This window comes from Sphingomonas naphthae (genome assembly GCF_028607085.1).
GTDB classification, from domain to species: Bacteria; Pseudomonadota; Alphaproteobacteria; order Sphingomonadales; family Sphingomonadaceae; genus Sphingomonas_Q; species Sphingomonas_Q naphthae.
This window is the reverse complement of the sequence record NZ_CP117411.1, coordinates 2,767,656-2,785,174: the sequence shown is the minus strand read 5'-3', so window position 1 is coordinate 2,785,174 and position 17,519 is coordinate 2,767,656. Positions and strand designations below refer to the sequence as shown.

The following is a 17,519-nucleotide window of genomic DNA, read 5'->3' as shown; positions in this document are numbered from 1 at the left end:
CATGAATAAGGAAGAGATCGGCGACAGGAAGGTCGCGGTAAAGCTGCGGCCCGGCAGGAAGCCCGCGGAGCCCGGCACCATCTCCGACGCCGTACGCCTCACGCGCGAGCGCATCGCCGAAGCGGCCGACCGGCTGGTCGACGCCGGCGTCTGGCCGAGCCCGGCGAAGGTGAGCGAGTACGATCCGACGCTCTCGCGCGGGAACGTCGCGCACCATCCCGGCGCGCTGCTGGAGGCGCGTCGACGCTGGGTTCGGCTGAACGGGTCGAACCCGCACTGGCAGGATCCCGAGTCGATCGACGAGAGGAAGGCCGCGGGCAGCCGCGCGAAATCCGTCGACCCCGGCGAGGCAGCCTGCACGTGCGCCAGCTGCGCGGATCCGGCGTCCGAGCCGCTGGAGCTCGAACGGCGCAGGGTGCGCCGACTGGAGAGCGAACTGAGGGAGCGGGACGAGGCCATCGCCCAGCTTAAGCAGATCGTCGCCAACGCAAAGGAGATCAACTCCCGCCTGATGAAGGGGCTGCGGCCGCCGATGCAGCCGCACCCCGGGGACGGCGGGCCGCCCCCGGTTTGACGCGAACGCTATTGGCGAAGGCGGCAGGGGAGCCTCGAGTTGGCCGCTCCCAGTTCCGCCAGGGCGATCAGCGCCGCGCCGTCGTGCGATAGGAGCACCCCGGAGCGCAGCCCGATGCCGACTGCCTCGTCGAGGCTCCGCAGGAACGCACCGCTCGCGTCCCGGAACCGCACCTCCTCGCGCCACAAGCCGCGTTTGGTCTCCTCGGGCAGATCGACGCCATCCCAGCGCGCGATGCGGACCAGGTCGGTCCAGACCTCACGCGATGCGGGCGAGAACATCCTCAGCTCCCCGGCATACGCGTCGCGGGCCTCCCTCCCGATCCGAGCCGGTAGGTCGGCAGACGCCCGCGCGGACATTCGCCGGATCATGAACGGCGATGCCCTGCCGGGGGTAACAACAGCGACGCGCCACCAGACCTCCCAACGGTGGGCGGGGGCGGCGGGTTCGGATTTGGGACTGGCTGCGCCGGAGCGGGGACGTGTTAAATTCCTGCGGCGCATGCTGTCTCCGCTCACCCCGCGGGGATGACAGCCGGCCTCATCGGTTCCGGCGGCTCCGCAGTCGTGCCGCCGCTCCCCTCCGTTACGCATGGAAGCGCCCTCCGTGGAAGAGGAGGTGCTGCCGGGCCCCGCTGAAGTACTCGACGACATGGCCCACCGCCCAGGCGGTCAGCCCTCCGGAAGCGTAGGCGAGCTCCGTCTGGCAGACGCCGGCCGAGTAGATGCCACCGCGGGTCGTAGGCCGGTGCGTGTGTCCGATGGTGGCGGGGATGCCGAGCCTCTCGAACGCCTGGATGCCACCAATGCGGCCGTCCGCACCCCTGTGCCCGTGGATGCCGACCTCGACACCCGCGATCTTGTGACTGTCCCCGTCGCGGAGGAACGTGATCCCGGACAGTGCGTCGCACGACAGCGAGCGCATGGTCTGCTCGAAGAACGTGTCAATCGCCAGACCGTCGGCGACACGCCGGTGGAGGGCCAGCGACGTCTGGAGGAAGAACACGGCGTTGACCGGATCCTCCCGGAAGTCGGCCTCGCGGAGCCAGCGCAGCAGCATGGCGTCGTGGTTGGAGCCCACGACGAGGCTCCGGCACCAGGGCCGCCTCACGGCCTCGAGGAAGGCGACCGTTCCCTCAAGCTCCCGGCGGACGTCGCCGCCGCCGGCCGTGAACTGGGCGAAGCGCTTGAGGTGGTCGCGCGCGTCGAAGTGGCTCCGGGCGGAGAAGTCGTTCACGTCGTGGAGGATCTGCGTTCCCGGCCGGAGACGGTCCACGAGGGAGGTGTGCGGATGCACATCGGGTCCGATCCCCCACGTCGCGGCGGCGACGGCGGGGTCGATGTGCGCGTGATGGACGTCGCCGAACACCAGCGCCTCGACCGGACAGCCGCGCGCGATCCTCCCGCCCTCGACCCTCGTCGTGAGATCCTGGAAGCTGCCATCCCCGTCGCTCGGGGCGAGGATGTGCCTGCAGTGGGCGTAGCCGTCCGCGCCGACGTCGATGACGACGGCCCCGACCTCGCTGCAGCCGCTTTGGTCGAAGCGGCTGCGGGGAAGGGTTACGGCCCCAGTGGTCAGCTGCACCCTGAGGCCGTCGGCGCGCACACGCTCGAGCGTCTCGAGCTGGACGACGGGATGGCGGAAGACGGTCCAGGTCGACGAGCTCCGCGACTGCATGTTGGTCAGCGGACGGGAGTTGCCCAGACGGATCCTGACGTCGGCGGCGATGTCGACCTGGCCGGCAACGTCCACCTGACTGCCGACTACGAATTCCGCGAGCTCGCTGTCGTGGGGACCGGGCCTCACGGGCTCGGACCCACCGAGCCGTAGGACGACGAGCTCCGCACCGATGTCGGCCGCGTAGGCCCGGAGGTTGCGCCAGAAGCCGACATGGAGCCGCGCGCCCGCCTCCGCAGACGTCACCACCATCCGGGTTACGCCGGTCGCGGGTGCGGCGACGAAGCGCCGCCTCCGGGCGGGTGCCGGCTCGGGGCGGGGTTCGGACGAGACGGCGGGGTCTATCTGCCGATGCTTCGCGGGCCGGCCGCCGAGCTCATCCCGCGGGATGCCGAAGCGTGTGGTGACGTCGCCCCTCAACATCTCGCGCAGCGGCGGCGGCACGATGCCTTGGTCCCGCAGCTTGTTGCGCTGGTACTGGACGAGGGTCTCGCGGACGGTGATCTGGCTCACCCGCATCAGGCGGGCGACGATCGACATCGATCGATGCAGCATGAAGAGCGCGTGCACGGCAGCCTGCCGTTCGGTCACGAAGGTGCCATTGTTGCGATGGGAAGGCATCGGCTGTCGCCTCTGAAGTCGTTGCGGGAGGCCGCGCGGTCCACTGACGCGCGGCCGTCAGTATGCGGCGGGATCCGACAGGCTGCGGATCACGTGTGCGTGGTCGGGTGGGGTCACTCCGCCTGGCGGCTCGATCGGCTCCATCGGGGCGGCAGCCGCTGGAAGCCCGCCGGGCGGTCAGTTCCGCCCGTCGACCAGGTCGGCCCAGGGCATCTCGTAGGCGACCCTATCCACCCTGACCTCGAAGACGGTGTGGGCCGGCGTCGACGTGACGCGCGTCACGGGATAGTCTCTTCCGTCTAGGAGCTCGTGCCCGATGACCTCGTGGATCCGCCTGCCGACGGCACCAAGCTGCAGCGTCTCGGGAAGGCCGCGCGGGATCTCGATCCTGAGCACGCCGCGGCGTGTCGACATGAGCGACCGGCCGAAGGTGAGCCCAACCTCGAGATCCTCCCCGGCGACACGGAGCGCAAGACCCCCGGCGGGATCGGTCGGCTGCCTGATGATCACGCCGTAGCGAACGAACCTGTCGATGAAGCGCCTGGCCCTCCGCGAGGGGATGTTGTTGTACCCCTTTCTAGTCCCCATCAACGGATCGGTGTAGCCGACGGGCATGGGCATCATAGGCCAAGGATCCTCCGGGCGGAGCAGATAGAGGGCCCGTATCAGCACCGCCGGCAGGACCGCATCGATGAGGATCGGGGGTGCCCACCGGATGCTCGCCTGGAGGTAGCGCCGGAAGAGCAGCACCCTCGACGCCTCGATGGCGACCTGCAGGGCGCTCATGTCCACTGCGACCCGGTTAATCTCCCTGGCGCGCCAATCGAACCCCCGCCTGCTCACGCGAGCGGAACCTGATTGTCGATCAGGAAGCGGATCCAATCCGGGGCGACCGACATGTGCTGGATCGGCGTCGCTCCCGAGAGCGCCTCGCTCGGCCTCCGGAGCCAGATCCGGACGGCACGCTCGGATCCGAGGAGGTCGGCCGCGACCGGAGCGAACTCGATGATGAGCTCCAAGCGGTATGCGGCCTGACGGACGTCGCGGTGGTCGAAGAGCGCGCCGCCCCTGTCGCGCCAGCCCAGAAGGGCCAGCGCCTCCGAGGGATCGAGCTCCCAGTCGACCGCGACCGTCCGCCAGAGATCGAGGACGACCTCGATGTCCAGCGTGGCCACACCAGGCGGCGGGGCGCTCACGAGAACTTCCATTCGACGAAATCGCGCAGGGCGCGGATGTGGGGCGGGCCCGCGGCGATCAGCTCGATCGGCGTGAACAGGTCGAGCTCGTCGATCGGCGTGCGAGCCCACGAACTGAGCTCGTAGCTCCCGGAGCCGAACGGGAGGCGGTAGTCGACCGACAGCATGAGCCGCATGCGGCGCTCGGTGTCGGCCGGGGGAGACGGCGTGTCCCATCCCCCCTCCGGCAGCAACTGCGCCAGTTCGCGGCCGGTGAACTCCCAGCGGCGCGCGAGCGCCTGCCAGGAGGAGCGCATCGTCTTGAGTTCGTGAAGTGCATCAATCGTGTCGGTCATGTCGAAAGCTCCCATGGTGGTCCTCGTGCCCGCAGGATCGGCCGCGGGGCGCCGCATGGTGGCGGTTCGGTGGTGTCCTCCTCCTCGACGGTCGGTGCGGAGCCGAAGGCTCCGGGCTGGTGCTGAAGCGGCGCATCGATCATGGTCGTCTCCCTGACTGACCAACGGCTGTGGGTGATATATACCGTGGTCATATATAACTCGTATCGTTTTGGGACAGTCGTGTCAACGGCTGTCTTCAAGCGGGTGGAGGGATGGCGCCGAGCCTGCTAAGCGGCGCGCGTGAAGAGCGATCTGCTTGTCGAAGTGGGGCAGCGCATCCGCGCATGCCGGGAAGCCCTCGGGACTTCCCAGGAGGATTTCGCGCGGGAGGCCGGCGTGGAGCGATCGTTCTACGGGAAGATCGAGCGCGGCACGCAGAACGTCTCGCTGGAGACGCTCGCTAGGATCGCTACTGCGCTGAAGGCCGACTTCGGAGATCTGCTGAAGGGGTTGCCGATCGAGGAGCCCAAAGCGTAGGCCTGTGGCCTCCGTAGCATTTGCCTACGCGAACAGTCCTGCGGACGTCTCGACTACCTTCCGCTTCACCCACGGGTCGCGCGTTCGCTCGATGCTGATGAGGTCGTCCGGAAAGCAGCGGTTCTGAAACGCGACGGCATCCTCGAAGCTGCCGCTGAGCCAGGTGTCGTATTCGTCGGGTAGGAGCAGAACCGGCATCCGATCGTGCACCGGCCGGATCGCCTCGTTGCAGTCCGTCATGACGCCGGAATACACCGGTCCCCACTCGTCGCTTATGCGCCACAGGCCCGCCCAGGCGAAGATCGGTCGGTCCTTCAGGCTGAACCAGGTGCGCGTCTTCGCGCCCTTCTCCCCTTCCGCCTCGGCGAACTGCGTCACCGGTATGAGGCAGCGCCACTGCGGCTTTCGCGCAAGACCGATCCACATGTTCTTGGTCAAATCCGCGATGTTGTTGACCGGCTTGGGCTTGGCATCCGGCTTCATTCCCTTGAGGCGAAGGGGGAGCCCCAAGCCATCGACTGCATCACGCGAGCGCCAGCCTCCTCGCGGACGACCATTCCGGGGTATCCCGGATAGACCTCTTCACCAGCATTGGACTGCGTGGGATCGGCGACGCCGAAGTGGGCGGCGACCTCGGCCGCGCTCTTCCTGACGGTGTACAGATTGCACATGGGCAAGTGGTAACACGATCGCGGCGCTCCACAATGAAGCGCCGCTCTTACGTCGCCGTTACTTCCTCAGGTGTGCCTCAACCGCGGCGGCGCTGTTGCCGACGGCGCTGACTGCAGCCTGAAGTTCTTCGCGGGTGACGCCGAACTTATGGGTCCAGTATTCGACCTCGTAGTCCTCGCCCATAGCGATCCGCGAGCTGTCCTGCGGTGCCCGCAGCGTCTTGTCGTCCGACATGTCTGCCTCCTGTTCGATGATCTCCGCACAACGCAATCGATTCCTGACAGTTGCGCAAAACAAAGCGCTCGCGGGCTTGTGCGACAAGAAGAGTCTCTTGGGCGCCGGAACGAGTCCTGCCGCCGATGAGTCTTGATGGGATGGCCGGCACTGGCAGACCCACTCGTTCGAAGAGATCTCCTGCGAAGTCGCGCGGGCCGAGTGAGCTTCCGATTCGTCCATTCATGGCGGTCCAGCTCGCCACTCTGGTGGACAGCGTTCCCGCTGGCGACCGCTGGGTTCATGAGATGAAGTACGACGGCTATCGGCTCGAGGTGGCCGTGGGTGGCGGCAAAGCCAAGGCCTACACCCGCTCGGGCCTCGACTGGTCCGAAAAGTTCGCAGACATTGTTGAGAGCGCCAGCGGTCTGGAAGTGCGCTCCGCCCTGATCGACGGCGAGGCCGTCGTCCTCGACGAAGCAGGACGGTCGAGTTTCCAAGCCCTGCAGAATGCGCTGAAGGGCGCGCCGGCGGCGATCGACTACATCGCGTTCGATCTGCTCGAACTCGACGGCGAGGACCTGACGCAGCTTCCTCTAACCGAGAGGAAGAAGCGGCTGCGGTCGATCCTGCCCGCCAGCGGAGACCGCATCCGCTTCTCGGACCACATCGCGGGCAGCGGCGAGAAGCTGCTGCAGAGTTTCTGCGAGGCGGGCCTCGAAGGCGTCATCTCGAAGAAGGCAGATGGCAAATACGTCGGTTCGAGATCAGGCGGCTGGCTGAAGACCAAGTGCATCAGGCGGCAGGAGTTCGTTATCGTTGGCTGGACCCCCTCGGACAAATCGAGGGGATTCCGATCACTGATCCTCGGCGTCCATGACGCTGGCGAACTGCGTTATGCGGGAAAAGTCGGGACCGGCTTCTCCATGGACGAGATGTTCCGGCTGCTCGAACTGATGCGGCCGATGGCCCGCAAGGATGCAACGGTGGCGGCGCCGCGCGTCGAGGTCCGCGGGGCGCATTGGATAGATCCGAGCCTCGTCGCCGAGATCGCGTTCACCGAGATGACCAACGAAGGCACGTTGCGGCACCCAAGCTACCTCGGTCTCCGCGAGGACAAGAAGGCCGAGGCGGTCGTCCTCGAGACCCCTGCGGCGGTCGAAGCGGCGGCATCCCACGCCGCAGCTCCTACGACCACGACGATCGCAATCAGCAACCGCGATCGTGTGATCTACCCGGAATCCAACATCACGAAAGGTCAGCTCGCCGACCACTATGCAGCCGTGGCGGACATCATGCTGCCCTGGGCGGGCAGCCGCCCGATCAGCCTCGTTCGATGCCCGCAGGAACGAGCCAAGAAGTGCTTCTTCCAGAAACATGATGCCGGCACGTTCGGAGAGACGGTCAAGCATGTCGGCATCCTCGAGAAGGACGGCCACGAGGAGCCTTACCTCTTCGTCGACACGCCGGACGGCCTGCTCTCCTGCGTGCAGATGGGCACGATCGAGTTCCACGGCTGGGGCGCCCGCATCGAGGACGTGGAGAAGGCGGATCGCCTCGTTTTCGATCTGGATCCGGACGAGGGTCTGGATTTCGAAGCAGTCCGCACGGCCGCGTTCCACTTCCGCGACATCCTCGGGACGATCGGGCTCGAGACCTTTCCGATGGTGACGGGCGGCAAGGGCATCCACGTCATCGTGCCTCTCGTTCCGAAGGCGGAATGGCCTGAGGTCAAGGATTTCGCGCACCGCCTCGCGCAAGCCGTCGCCCAGACCGATCCCGCCAACTTCACGGCGGCGCTCCCCAAGGCGCAGCGGAAGGGCCGCATCTTCGTAGACTACCTTCGAAACCAGCGTGGCGCGACTGCTGTGATGCCGTATTCCGTCCGCGCGCGACCGCAGGCTCCGATCGCGGCACCGATAACGTGGAAGGAAATGGAGAGTATCTCGTCGCCGGCGAACTTCCATGTCGGAGATGCCGCGACGCTTCTGAAAAGGGCAGCATCCAAGGCCCTGGTCGGATGGGGACGTGCCGACCAAGTTCTGCCGGACCTGTAGGCAAGCGATGAGGGTCGCCACCTACAACGTAAACGGCGTGAACGGACGGCTGCCCGTCCTGCTGCGCTGGTTGACCGAGTGCGAGCCCGACATCGTTGTTCTCCAGGAGTTGAAGGCGCCTCAGGAGAAGTTTCCGGAAGCTGCCATCCGTGACCTCGGCTATGATGCCATCTGGCACGGGCAGAAGAGCTGGAACGGCGTCGCGATGCTGAGCCGCGTCGGGGAGATTCACGAGACGCGGCGCGGCCTGCCAGACGATCCGGATGCGAGCCAGAGCCGCTACATCGAAGCCGCGGTGAACGGAATACTGATCGGAGGGCTATATCTGCCGAACGGGAATCCGAGGCCGGGGCCGAAGTTCGACTACAAGCTGCGCTGGTTCGAGAGGCTGATCGAACATGCGGCCGGCCTGCTCGGGTCCGGGCTACCCGTGATGCTGGCTGGAGACTTCAATGTCATGCCGACCGAGCGCGACGTCTACAAACCGGAGCGCTGGCTGGACGACGCCCTGTTCGCTCCGGAGGTGAGGGATCTCTTCTTCAGGCTGACCGGCCAAGGATGGACGGACGCTCTGCGCAACATCCATCCTGACGAAACCATCTACACGTTCTGGGACTACTTCCGAAACGCCTATGCCCGCGACGCGGGCCTGCGGATCGACCATCTCCTTCTCAGTCCATCCCTCGCAGGAAGGCTCGCGGATGCGCAGGTCGATCGTCACGTCCGCGGATGGGAGAAGAGCAGCGACCACGCACCGGTATGGGTCAAGCTCTCCGACAGACCGAAGCGCCGTCCGCCCACCAAGAGGTCGACCAAGGCACCGGCCGCTGTTGCGTCATCCGACCCGTGATCAGGTCCGCTTCAGACGCCGCTCGTTGGCCTTCACCCCGCTGTGGATCGGATGCAGGGCTGCGGCTGGCAGCTCCGCGAATGCGGTGGCTGCCGCGAGGTTCGTCTCCATCAGCTGGAGCCAATCCGTAGGCCACAGGATCCGCCCGGAAGCCATCTTGCCCGCCGCCGCAGCGTTGGCCTTGGCAGCCCGCCCCATCTTGCCACCAGCCGCCGAAACGGAGCGGCCCGACTTGCCGAAGGCCGCCACCTTCTCGCTGACCATGAGACCAAGTTCGGCGTGATCCGCGGTGAACGGGTTGCGCATGGCCGCCTCGATGACCGGCATGCGCGCCCCGACGACTCGCTGGGCGCCGACGGCCGTTTCAGCCATGTCGCTTCCCAACTTGGCCATCTGCAACGGCCATGACCAAAGGGCGAGCATGCCATCGAAAACAGTCGTCATCTGTATCCCCAATCGCGGTCAGCTCGTTCGCCTGTCTCAACGAATGCCGATCTCAAACGGGCAGCTGGCTTCCGTCTTTATTTCTGCGGCCTATTCACGCGCTCGAACGGTCAGCTGAGAGCCTCGAAGTCCGGGTCGAAGAAGAGGTAGTTCGGCTCGAAATCGGCGAGTTTGGCGAGCTTGGCGCGATCCGGGATCACCACCTTCTTGGAGCGGAAGGTAACGAGCCCGTCGTTCCGAAGGTTTCGCAAGGCGCGGTTGACGTGCACCGACGTTATCCCGCACGTCTCGCCCACGTCCTGCTGCGTGATGGCAAGGCTGAAGCTGCCGTCCTTCGCCAGGCCGACGGCGTTCATGCGGCAGTAGAGCTCGCAGAAGAGGTGGGCGATCCGCTGGTTGGCGTCGAGGCGGCCGAGGCGGAAGGTCCATTCCCGGTGCATAGCCGCATCCATCAACGTGGAGAACCAGAGCTGGCGGCTCAGGTGGGGATGGGTCCCGATTATGGTCTCGAGATTCTCATGCGGCACGCAGGCCACCTTGCACGACGTGATCGTGGCCACGTCGTGGTCGAGATGCTTCAGCGGAAAGCCGTGGAGATCGACGAAATCGCCCGGTATGTGGATCGCCACGATCTGACGGTTGCCGGCGCGATCGTCCATGTACCGGCACATCAGCCCCTCGACGAGGAGGGTGCTCGCATGGATCGGCTTGCCTGCCGTGACGACCTGGCTGCGTGGCGGGATCGTCCGGACCTCGGCGATGGCACCTTCAACGACTTCGAGCTCCTCCTTGGAGAGTTCGCGTCGACGGCGGTTGCAGAGGAATCGTTCCGTGAGCACAAAAGTTAATACGCATCTATTCGAATTATGGTCCAACGGTCATTGCCCGCGGGAACTAAGAAAAGGGTCATGTCTTCCTTCTCAGACAGAGGAGCACTTATGTCCGATCCACTTATCCAGAAGGAACCGGGGCGTGCTCACACCGAGAAGGGTGTCGTGGTCCTCGATGGGCCGGACGGCGTCGCGGTGACAATGACGGCCGAGGCCGCTCGGGGTACCGCGAGCAGTCTCAACCTGGCAGCCGACAAGATCCTCGGCACTGAACCGCAGCGCGCTCAAGGAACAGCCGACACCGACTGAGGCCATTTGGGCTGGTCAGTCGTCCTGCGCTGCCTTCGCGGTCGCCGGCAGCTCGTCGAACCAGTCGGCGTAGCTCGTGTTGCGTGCCATGTGCCTGTTGCAGTCGGGTGCCCCATCGTCCCACCAGACCGGGCCCCGCTCACCCAACGCCGTCTTCGCGACCTCCACGGACTTCCGAGCGCGTTTGACCGCCACGTCGTCCTTCGCCCGCATCGCCTGTCCGACGTCACGGCGCGCGTCCATCAGCGCATTGACGTGCTTCTGCCGATCCGCCTCGGACAGGTTCGGGTTGGAGGTGCGCCATAGGCGTCCACGCACGACGAAATATCGACCGTCGGGAGTCACGGGATATCGCATACCGACCTCAGACGACATGAACTGCCCGACTCAGCACGATCAGAACAAGCTGAATTGCGGTCTGGCCGAACGCGATAGGATACCACTTCGCCAAGGATCATCCGTGCGCTCGACCACTATCCGATCGGCCGCCATTGGTTCGCGAAATTGGAAGCGAAGAACGTCGTCTATCGGCTCTCGCAGCCAGCATTCCTGCTCCTTCGCATCGAGTAACCACCGGCATCCGATCGTTCGTCGGCATCACGGCGGCGTTCGCAGTCATCGTCATGCCGGCGTAGACCGGTCCGTATTCCGGCACATTGCGGCAGAAGCATGCCCAGGCCACGCTAGGGCAGTCTTGGATCGAGAACCAAGTCCGCGTCTTCGAACCCTGATGACCATCGGGATTGGCAAAGTGGGACAACGGGATGAGGCAACGGTATCGTGTGTCGACGACGAGACTGCTCCACATCGGATTGGTAAGGTCAGCAACGAGCCCGACGCGCGATGGCGGATCTCCATGCGCGCGCACTTCGCGCGTCTGTCGCGGGAAGCCCCAATCCATGGCCTTCAGTCGACGCCGCCCGCCTGCCTCGATGATCGCCATTCCTAGCGCTCCTTCGGTCGTCTCGGACGATAGCTCGATATCGTCCGACAGGTCAGCGTCGAACAGAGAGGCCGTGTCCTTCGCACCTCTGGCAAATATGTGAATCCTGGACATATCGGAATGGCCGTGTTCTGGAACGTAGGAAGAACATAGTCTGCGGATGCACGAGGAGTCAAAGCACACCCTGCGTTGGTTCAAGCCGTCCGGTCCGCCGCCGTCATCTCGCCGGCACTGGATTCGGTTCGCGTGTCTCCGGCCAACAGCTCCACCATACGCTCGTTGCGCTGGGCCGCGGCAACCGAGCGCGCGGAATTGCCCGCCGCATCGACGCGATCAGGATCGGCGCCGGCCGCCAGGAGCGACGCTGCGATCTCGGAATGACCGAACAGGGAGGCCATCATCAGCGCAGTCTGACCGGCATTGTTGCGGCATTCCACGTCAGCGCCGGCCGACATCAGAACCCGCGCTATGTCACAGTAGCCTTTGAAGGCCACTCCCATCAGCGCGGTATTGCCGCGGCCGCCGTCTTGCGCATCCACGTCCGCGCCAGCCGACAGCAGAGCGAGTGCGGTCTCAAGCCGGTTGTTGTAGGTCGCCAGGATCAGGGGTGTGTAGCCCGATCCGTCCTTCGCATCGACATCCGCCCCTGCCGCCAGGAGCGGTTCCACCATGTCCGTGCGGCCCAATCTGGCCGCATCGGACAGGAGTTCCTGAAGACGTTCCACCGACGGCAGCGGGGGCAGTTCGCCGTCAGGCATCGGGCTGCGCGTCGAGATCGACGTTGAGCTCGCGCGGCCAGAAGCGAAGGGCGCCGCAGGCCTCCACGAACGACGCGACATCCTTCGCGCCGGTCAAGGGCATGCAGCCCTCGTCCAGATCGTCGATCAGGCCGGCCTTCTGGAAGAGCGGTTCCGCCTTCGGCCCGATGCCGATGAACTTGCAATGGGCGAAGGCATCCGTGACGAAGTCCTTCGCCGGCGCGTCGACCGCGAGAAGAGCAGCGCCCTCCGCCGACGGCAGGACCGCGATCGCGTCGAAGAGTACCGACGGGCCGCCGTCGATCTTCTGCTTCGCCGCAAGCAGCGTGCCGTCCGAAAGCGTCGCACCACCGATTTTCGGCGCCACAACCTCGAACAGCGCATCCTCCGCGTCCAGGGCTGCGGTAAGCGCGGCGAAGAGCTTCGCGTCGGTGCCGTCGGTCACGAGGATCCCGACCTTCCGGCCCGCGAACGCGTTGGGCCCGTTCCTCACGATGCTGAGAGCGGCGGATGGGGCCAGATCCGTGTTGGTCGGTCGAGCCGCCTGCGCCGCTTCCGGCACCGGCATGCCGAGACCATCGGCAACGGTAGCCGCCAGGTCAGCGTCGATGTTCACGAGATGCGAGACCACCCTCGACCGGATGTCGGGCCGCTCGACCTTGGAAAGCTCGAAGACCAGCGCGTCGCCGATATGCTTCTGCTCGATCGGCTCCTGCGAGAGCAGGAACTGGCGGGCCTGGCTGTAGTGGTCCGCGAAGCTCTCGGGCCGGATGCGCAGCTTCGGCCCGTCCGGCTCGGCAGCATAGCTGCGGAAGCCCTTGACCGGATCCTCCCGCGGCCCGCCCGCCACGGGACCCCAGGTGTTGGGCTCATAGTTCGCGCGCCCCTTCGGATTGGTCATGGCCATGTGCCCGTCCTGCTGGAAGTTCGAAACGGGACACTTGGCAGCGTTGATCGGTATGTGCGTGAAGTTGGGACCACCGAGACGCTTAAGCTGCGTGTCGAGATACGAGAAGTTGCGGCCCTGCAGCAGCGGATCGTTCGAGACGTCGATCCCCGGCGGCACGGTCTGCGTGCAGAAGGCGACCTGCTCGGTCTCGGCGAAGAAGTTGTCGACGACCCGGTCGAGGACGAGCCGGCCGACTATCCGGACCGGAAGGATTTCCTCAGGGATAATCTTCGTGGAGTCCAGGACGTCGAAGTCGAACGAATTCGCGAACTCCTCGTCGAAAAGCTGCACGCCGAGCTCCCATTCGGGGAAGTCGCCCGCATTGATCGCGTCCCAGAGATCGCGGCGATGGAAGTCGGGATCCGCGCCGTTGATCTTGACCGCCTCGTTCCAGACGACGGACTGGAGACCGGCCTTGGGCTTCCAGTGGAACTTGACGAAGGTCGAGCGGCCATCAGCGTCCAGCAGTCGGAACGTATGGACGCCGAAGCCCTCCATCGTCCGGAAGGACCGAGGGAGCGTGCGATCCGACATGATCCACATGATCATGTGCATGCTCTCGGGCGTCAGGCTGATGAAGTCCCAGAAATTGTCGTGCGCCGTCTGCGCCTGCGGAAAGGCCCGGTCCGGCGCTGGCTTCGCCGCATGGATCAGATCGGGGAACTTGATCGCATCCTGGATGAAGAAGACCGGGATGTTGTTCCCGACGAGATCCCAGTTGCCCTCCTTAGTGTAGAACTTGACCGCGAAGCCGCGGACGTCGCGCGCAAGATCGGGTGAACCCTTCGAGCCGGCGACCGTCGAGAAGCGCACGAAGGCCGGAGTGCGCTCGCCGACCCGCTGGAAGATGTCCGCGCGGGTCACGTCGGCGAGGCTGTCGGTCAGCTCGAAGAAACCGTGGGCTGCGTAGCCACGCGCGTGGACGACGCGCTCAGGAATGCGCTCGTGATCGAAGTGGAAGATTTTCTCGCGGAAGTGAAAGTCCTCCAGGAGGGTCGGACCACGCGCACCCTGCTTGAGGCTGTTCTGATCGTCGGCGACGGGGACGCCCTGCTGCGTCGTGAGGACGGCGACGTCGCCCTCGGCCACCTGATGGGTCTCTCCGCCTGATCCCTGGGTCTCCGCGAAGCTGGTCTCCACCTTCGCTTCCGGCGGCGTCTTCGTAGCCTTCTTGGGCGTTTCTCCGGCCTTTTTCGTCGAGCCGGAAGGTGCGGGTTTCGCCATTGTCGAACGTCCTTAATCTGGATCACGCGCAGGAAGGCGGCGGCTTCATGATGCCGCAAAGCCTGCCGGATGAAAGGCAAACACCGAGGTCGAGAGCCCGCCCCGATACGCCTGAAGCTCAAAGAGTCGGCGTCGTCCGAGGGTTGCATCCGGGCCCCTAAAACTAATCTCGGTTGTAACGAATATGCTTGTGAGACGGGGGCTTAACGGTGTGGATATGGCCGCAAAAACATCGGTCGGCCGTTCCGGCATACCGACCCTACAGGATTCGGAATGCCGCTAGCTGACTTCGATCAGTGCAGGACCATCACCCCCCTGCGATCGCCTCACTCTTCCAACGCGCTCCCACCTTCGAAGGGCGAGACGCTGTCTGCGCTCTGAGGGGAGGGACGCGCCAATGCTGACCACCCGCTTCCTCCAGAGCCGCCGGCACATCGAACTAACCACCGAAGAAAGGGAACGCCTCGAGGGATCAATCGCAGGCGTGAACCAGCTGCGCTCGCGCACGCTGGTGGTGCAGGCTGATCAGGTCCTTGATCACAGCACCCTCCTGCTCGAAGGATACATGTGCCGATACATCGACGACGAGCGCGGCCTGCGGCAGCTCGTGGCGATTCACGTCCCCGGCGATTTCGTCGACCTGCACGCCTATCCGCTCAAGTCGCTCGATCATAACGTCTCGACGCTAACACCGGCCAGCACGGCCATCTTCCCGCACACCGCGCTGCAGGCGATCAACGACGAGATGCCGGCACTCACCAAGAAGCTCTGGTTCGCGACGGTCCTCGACGCCGCGATCCATAGGGCCTGGCTTTTTCGCCTCGGCCGCCTCGACGCGATCGGTCGGGTCGCGCACTTTCTTTCGGAGACCAACCTCAGGCTCATGGCGGTCGGCCTGAGCGACGGACACCGATACGCCTTTGGGATCACGCAGAACGACCTTGCGGAGATTTGCGGCCTCACCAGCGTTCATGTGAACCGGGTGATGCGGTCGCTGCGGGAGGAACGCCTCTGCGTGTTCCGATCCGGGCTCGTTCAGATCGATGATCCAGAAGCTCTAGCCCGTCGCGGTCAGTTCAAGTCCAACTACCTCTATATCGTGCCCGAAACGACTACGTGAGGGCAATCCTCACCAGACACCCAGAACCCACTCCAGGGAGCATCTCACGTGACAGAGAATGACGATCAGGCCATTCCGCCGGCATCGACCGGCATCGTTGGGCTGGACGACGTTCTGATCGGCGGTCTCACTCCCGAGCGGCTCTATCTAATCGAGGGGACGCCCGGCACGGGCAAGACGACGCTGGGCCTTGGTTTCCTGTTGGCAGGTGCCAGCGTGGGAGAGGCCGGCCTCTACATCACGCTTTCTGAAACCGAGGCCGAACTGCACGCCGCCGCCCGCACGCATGGCTGGTCGCTCTCACCGCTGACGATCTTCGAGATGGTGCCGGAGGCTGGCTTCTCGGACGATCAGGAGCAGACGCTGCTGCATCCGAGCGAGGTCGAACTGGGCGAGACCGTCCGCAACATCATGGCGAAGGTCGACGAGCTCCGCCCTCGCAGATTGGTGTTGGATAGCCTGTCCGAGCTCCGGCTTCTTGCTCAGAGTCCGATCCGCTACCGTCGTCAGATCCTGGCGCTCAAGCACTTCTTCGCCACCCGGCAGTGCACGGTGCTCGTCCTCGACGACAAGAGCTCGGACGAGGGCGACCTGCAACTGCACAGCATCGCCCACGGAGTGATCGCCCTCGAGCAGACGTTGTCGGGTTTCGGCGCCCAGCGCCGTCGCCTGCACGTGGTGAAGATGCGCGGCATCCGCTTCCGCGGCGGCTATCACGACTTCGAGATCGAGCGGGGTGGGCTGAAGGTCTACCCCCGCCTCGTCGCCGCCGACCATCCCGTCGAGGTCCCCGACACGATCGTGTCGACGGGCTCAGCAGAGTTCGATTCGCTGCTCGGGGGTGGTTTGGTCCCGGGGACCGCCACGCTCCTCAGTGGGCCCGCCGGCGTCGGGAAGACCACGCTCGCGGTCCAATGCATGGTCGCGGCCCTCGAACGCGGCGAAAGCGCCGGGTACTTCCTGTTCGACGAGCGTCTTCCGACCCTACTCAAACGCTGCACGGCGCTTGGAATGGACCTCCGGCCATACATCGACTCCGGCAAGCTGATGATCAGGGCGATCGATCCTGCCGAGCTGTCACCCGGCGAGTTCGCGGGTGCCGTCAAGGACTCCGTTGAGGGCGACGGCGTCCGCACGATCGTGATCGACAGTCTCAACGCCTACCTGCAGGCGATGCCGGACGAGAAGTTCCTGACGCTCCAGATGCACGAGCTCCTGGCCTACCTTGGTCAGAGTGGCGTCGCGACGCTGCTCATCCTCGGGCAGCACGGGGTTGTCGGGGACATGCGCACCGACATCGACATCAGCTACCTCGCAGACACCGTCGTCCAGCAGCGCTTCTTCGAGGCAAACGGCGAGGTTCGTCAGGCGATCTCCGTGATCAAGACGCGCACCACGCGGCATGAACGCACTATCCGCGAATTCCGGATCGATGTGGCTGGGCTCACCCTCGGGGATCCGCTCCGCGAATTCCAAGGCGTGCTTACCGGTTCGCCCAAGTTTCGCGGCGACGGAGGCGTCCTGATGGGACAGGGCGCCGGCGGACAACAAGCCGCCGCCGAAGCCTGACATGGAACTCCGCGTACTCATCCTCGCCCCGAGGGGTCGTGACGCCCAGATCGCTTCCGACCTCCTGCGGCGGCACGGTTTCGACTGTCTCACCTGCAGCGATCTGGCTTCGCTCGTCGGCGAGCTGCAAAACGGAGCCGGAACGGCGCTGATCACCGAGGAAGCTCTCGCGACCGGCGACCGCGGCAGCCTTATGCAATGGATCACCAGCCAGCCGACATGGTCCGACCTCCCGTTCGTCGTCCTCGCGAATGGGGACAAGGCCCCTCGGAGCGCGCTGGCGACGATGCGGCTCGATGACCTCGGGAACATAATCCTCCTCGAACGCCCGCTCCACGCTGACGCAATGGTCGGGGCCATCCGCTCGGCGATCAAGGCGCGTCGGCGCCAGTATGAAATCCGCGCGTTCGCTGCGACGCTCGAAAAGTCCGTCGACGATCGAACCGCGCAGCTTGAGGCCGCCCGCGAAACCTTGGAGGTCGCGCTCGATGCTGCGGGGATGGGCAACTGGGACATGGATCTCGCCACGGGGCGGATCGATCGCACCATCCGCCACGATCAGATATTTGGGTACGACGAGTTCCAACAGGAATTCGATCTCAAGCGACTGATCTCGCACGTCGTCTTGAGTGAGCGCCACGGTGGCAGCCGCGTTCGAG

At 65.2% G+C, this 17,519-nt stretch carries 20 protein-coding genes and 1 pseudogene; 7 read left to right on the top strand and 14 right to left on the bottom strand.

The features are described 5' to 3' along the window. Nucleotide 1: 1 nt before the first annotated feature. Entirely contained in the window at nucleotides 2-574 is a 573-nt protein-coding gene (locus tag PQ455_RS13400) for a hypothetical protein (RefSeq protein WP_273686593.1), read from the top strand. Between the two features lie 8 nt (nucleotides 575-582). Here PQ455_RS13400 and PQ455_RS13395 read toward each other — a convergent pair whose 3' ends face one another. The 5 genes from PQ455_RS13395 to PQ455_RS13375 form a co-directional block, all read right to left on the bottom strand. Beyond that, nucleotides 583-855 carry a hypothetical protein gene (locus PQ455_RS13395; RefSeq protein ID WP_273686592.1) on the bottom strand — a complete coding sequence of 91 codons (273 nt, stop codon included), beginning with the start codon at nucleotides 853-855 and terminating at the stop codon, nucleotides 583-585. A 304-nt stretch (nucleotides 856-1,159) separates the two neighbouring features. Then, nucleotides 1,160-2,872 (bottom strand): hypothetical protein, encoded by a 1,713-nt coding sequence (locus PQ455_RS13390; RefSeq protein WP_273686591.1) that lies wholly within the window; start codon nucleotides 2,870-2,872, stop codon nucleotides 1,160-1,162. Nucleotides 2,873-3,049: 177 nt separating this feature from the next. After that, nucleotides 3,050-3,658 (bottom strand): hypothetical protein, encoded by a 609-nt coding sequence (locus tag PQ455_RS13385; RefSeq protein WP_273686589.1) that lies wholly within the window; start codon nucleotides 3,656-3,658, stop codon nucleotides 3,050-3,052. Between the two features lie 53 nt (nucleotides 3,659-3,711). Further along, on the bottom strand, nucleotides 3,712-4,068 hold the full coding sequence (locus PQ455_RS13380; protein WP_273686588.1) for an antitoxin Xre/MbcA/ParS toxin-binding domain-containing protein: 357 nt from the start codon (nucleotides 4,066-4,068) through the stop codon (nucleotides 3,712-3,714). Further along, the gene (locus PQ455_RS13375) at nucleotides 4,065-4,403 is read right to left on the bottom strand and encodes a hypothetical protein (RefSeq protein ID WP_273686587.1); all 339 of its coding nucleotides are present in this window, start codon (nucleotides 4,401-4,403) and stop codon (nucleotides 4,065-4,067) included. Before PQ455_RS13375 ends, PQ455_RS13380 begins: the two co-directional genes overlap by 4 nt. A gap of 282 nt (nucleotides 4,404-4,685) precedes the next feature. Here PQ455_RS13375 and PQ455_RS13370 point away from each other — a divergent pair, with 282 nt between their 5' ends. Further along, entirely contained in the window at nucleotides 4,686-4,922 is a 237-nt protein-coding gene (locus tag PQ455_RS13370) for a helix-turn-helix domain-containing protein (RefSeq protein WP_273686586.1), read from the top strand. Nucleotides 4,923-4,946: 24 nt separating this feature from the next. Here the strand turns inward: PQ455_RS13370 and PQ455_RS13365 are convergent. Next, nucleotides 4,947-5,593 (bottom strand): annotated as a pseudogene (locus PQ455_RS13365) (SOS response-associated peptidase). A 58-nt stretch (nucleotides 5,594-5,651) separates the two neighbouring features. After that, complete coding sequence (locus PQ455_RS13360) at nucleotides 5,652-5,828, bottom strand: DUF3606 domain-containing protein (RefSeq protein WP_273686583.1); 177 nt, start codon at nucleotides 5,826-5,828, stop codon at nucleotides 5,652-5,654. A gap of 224 nt (nucleotides 5,829-6,052) precedes the next feature. On the opposite strand from PQ455_RS13360, the gene ligD reads away from it, so the two are divergent. Together ligD and xth are read left to right on the top strand one after the other, a co-directional pair. Beyond that, nucleotides 6,053-7,864, top strand: coding sequence for a DNA ligase D (gene ligD, locus PQ455_RS13355; protein ID WP_273686582.1), 1,812 nt, complete (start codon nucleotides 6,053-6,055; stop codon nucleotides 7,862-7,864). 7 nt (nucleotides 7,865-7,871) lie between these two features. After that, nucleotides 7,872-8,714, top strand: a complete 843-nt coding sequence (gene xth / locus PQ455_RS13350) for an exodeoxyribonuclease III (protein ID WP_273686581.1) — start codon at nucleotides 7,872-7,874, stop codon at nucleotides 8,712-8,714. On the opposite strand, the gene PQ455_RS13345 is transcribed toward xth, so the two are convergent. Beyond that, complete coding sequence (locus PQ455_RS13345) at nucleotides 8,715-9,158, bottom strand: hypothetical protein (protein WP_273686580.1); 444 nt, start codon at nucleotides 9,156-9,158, stop codon at nucleotides 8,715-8,717. A gap of 110 nt (nucleotides 9,159-9,268) precedes the next feature. Continuing rightward, complete coding sequence (locus PQ455_RS13340) at nucleotides 9,269-10,033, bottom strand: Crp/Fnr family transcriptional regulator (RefSeq protein ID WP_337958528.1); 765 nt, start codon at nucleotides 10,031-10,033, stop codon at nucleotides 9,269-9,271. A gap of 63 nt (nucleotides 10,034-10,096) precedes the next feature. Between PQ455_RS13340 and PQ455_RS13335 the strand changes: the two genes are divergently transcribed. Beyond that, complete coding sequence (locus PQ455_RS13335; RefSeq protein ID WP_273686579.1) at nucleotides 10,097-10,297, top strand: hypothetical protein; 201 nt, start codon at nucleotides 10,097-10,099, stop codon at nucleotides 10,295-10,297. 15 nt (nucleotides 10,298-10,312) lie between these two features. Here PQ455_RS13335 and PQ455_RS13330 read toward each other — a convergent pair whose 3' ends face one another. The 4 genes from PQ455_RS13330 to katE form a co-directional block, all read right to left on the bottom strand. Further along, on the bottom strand, nucleotides 10,313-10,642 hold the full coding sequence (locus PQ455_RS13330; RefSeq protein ID WP_337958527.1) for a hypothetical protein: 330 nt from the start codon (nucleotides 10,640-10,642) through the stop codon (nucleotides 10,313-10,315). 109 nt (nucleotides 10,643-10,751) lie between these two features. Further along, the gene (locus tag PQ455_RS13325; protein WP_273686577.1) at nucleotides 10,752-11,240 is read right to left on the bottom strand and encodes an SOS response-associated peptidase family protein; all 489 of its coding nucleotides are present in this window, start codon (nucleotides 11,238-11,240) and stop codon (nucleotides 10,752-10,754) included. Nucleotides 11,241-11,434: 194 nt separating this feature from the next. After that, on the bottom strand, nucleotides 11,435-11,998 hold the full coding sequence (locus PQ455_RS13320; RefSeq protein WP_273686576.1) for an ankyrin repeat domain-containing protein: 564 nt from the start codon (nucleotides 11,996-11,998) through the stop codon (nucleotides 11,435-11,437). Then, complete coding sequence (gene katE, locus PQ455_RS13315; protein ID WP_273686575.1) at nucleotides 11,991-14,171, bottom strand: catalase; 2,181 nt, start codon at nucleotides 14,169-14,171, stop codon at nucleotides 11,991-11,993. Before katE ends, PQ455_RS13320 begins: the two co-directional genes overlap by 8 nt. Before the next feature lie 397 nt (nucleotides 14,172-14,568). Here katE and PQ455_RS13310 point away from each other — a divergent pair, with 397 nt between their 5' ends. Then, nucleotides 14,569-15,291, top strand: a complete 723-nt coding sequence (locus PQ455_RS13310) for a Crp/Fnr family transcriptional regulator (RefSeq protein WP_273686574.1) — start codon at nucleotides 14,569-14,571, stop codon at nucleotides 15,289-15,291. 48 nt (nucleotides 15,292-15,339) lie between these two features. After that, complete coding sequence (locus PQ455_RS13305) at nucleotides 15,340-16,860, top strand: ATPase domain-containing protein (RefSeq protein ID WP_273686573.1); 1,521 nt, start codon at nucleotides 15,340-15,342, stop codon at nucleotides 16,858-16,860. Here PQ455_RS13305 and PQ455_RS13300 read toward each other — a convergent pair. Next, a complete protein-coding gene (locus PQ455_RS13300; RefSeq protein ID WP_273686572.1) occupies nucleotides 16,775-17,500 on the bottom strand; it encodes a hypothetical protein in 726 nt (241 codons plus the stop codon). The genes PQ455_RS13305 and PQ455_RS13300 overlap by 86 nt on opposite strands. Nucleotides 17,501-17,519: the final 19 nt, after the last annotated feature.

Excerpts from the sequence above, each read along its gene's own strand:
- PQ455_RS13400 (WP_273686593.1), top strand. The coding sequence starts at position 2 with ATGAATAAGGAAGAGATCGGCGACAGGAAGGTCGCGGTAAAGCTGCGG.
- PQ455_RS13395 (WP_273686592.1), bottom strand. The coding sequence starts at position 855 with ATGTTCTCGCCCGCATCGCGTGAGGTCTGGACCGACCTGGTCCGCATC.
- PQ455_RS13390 (WP_273686591.1), bottom strand. The coding sequence starts at position 2,872 with ATGCCTTCCCATCGCAACAATGGCACCTTCGTGACCGAACGGCAGGCT.
- PQ455_RS13385 (WP_273686589.1), bottom strand. The coding sequence starts at position 3,658 with ATGAGCGCCCTGCAGGTCGCCATCGAGGCGTCGAGGGTGCTGCTCTTC.
- PQ455_RS13375 (WP_273686587.1), bottom strand. The coding sequence starts at position 4,403 with ATGACCGACACGATTGATGCACTTCACGAACTCAAGACGATGCGCTCC.
- PQ455_RS13360 (WP_273686583.1), bottom strand. The coding sequence starts at position 5,828 with ATGTCGGACGACAAGACGCTGCGGGCACCGCAGGACAGCTCGCGGATC.
- ligD (WP_273686582.1), top strand. The coding sequence starts at position 6,053 with ATGGCGGTCCAGCTCGCCACTCTGGTGGACAGCGTTCCCGCTGGCGAC.
- xth (WP_273686581.1), top strand. The coding sequence starts at position 7,872 with ATGAGGGTCGCCACCTACAACGTAAACGGCGTGAACGGACGGCTGCCC.
- PQ455_RS13345 (WP_273686580.1), bottom strand. The coding sequence starts at position 9,158 with ATGACGACTGTTTTCGATGGCATGCTCGCCCTTTGGTCATGGCCGTTG.
- PQ455_RS13335 (WP_273686579.1), top strand. The coding sequence starts at position 10,097 with ATGTCCGATCCACTTATCCAGAAGGAACCGGGGCGTGCTCACACCGAG.
- PQ455_RS13325 (WP_273686577.1), bottom strand. The coding sequence starts at position 11,240 with ATGGCGATCATCGAGGCAGGCGGGCGGCGTCGACTGAAGGCCATGGAT.
- PQ455_RS13320 (WP_273686576.1), bottom strand. The coding sequence starts at position 11,998 with ATGCCTGACGGCGAACTGCCCCCGCTGCCGTCGGTGGAACGTCTTCAG.
- katE (WP_273686575.1), bottom strand. The coding sequence starts at position 14,171 with ATGGCGAAACCCGCACCTTCCGGCTCGACGAAAAAGGCCGGAGAAACG.
- PQ455_RS13310 (WP_273686574.1), top strand. The coding sequence starts at position 14,569 with ATGCTGACCACCCGCTTCCTCCAGAGCCGCCGGCACATCGAACTAACC.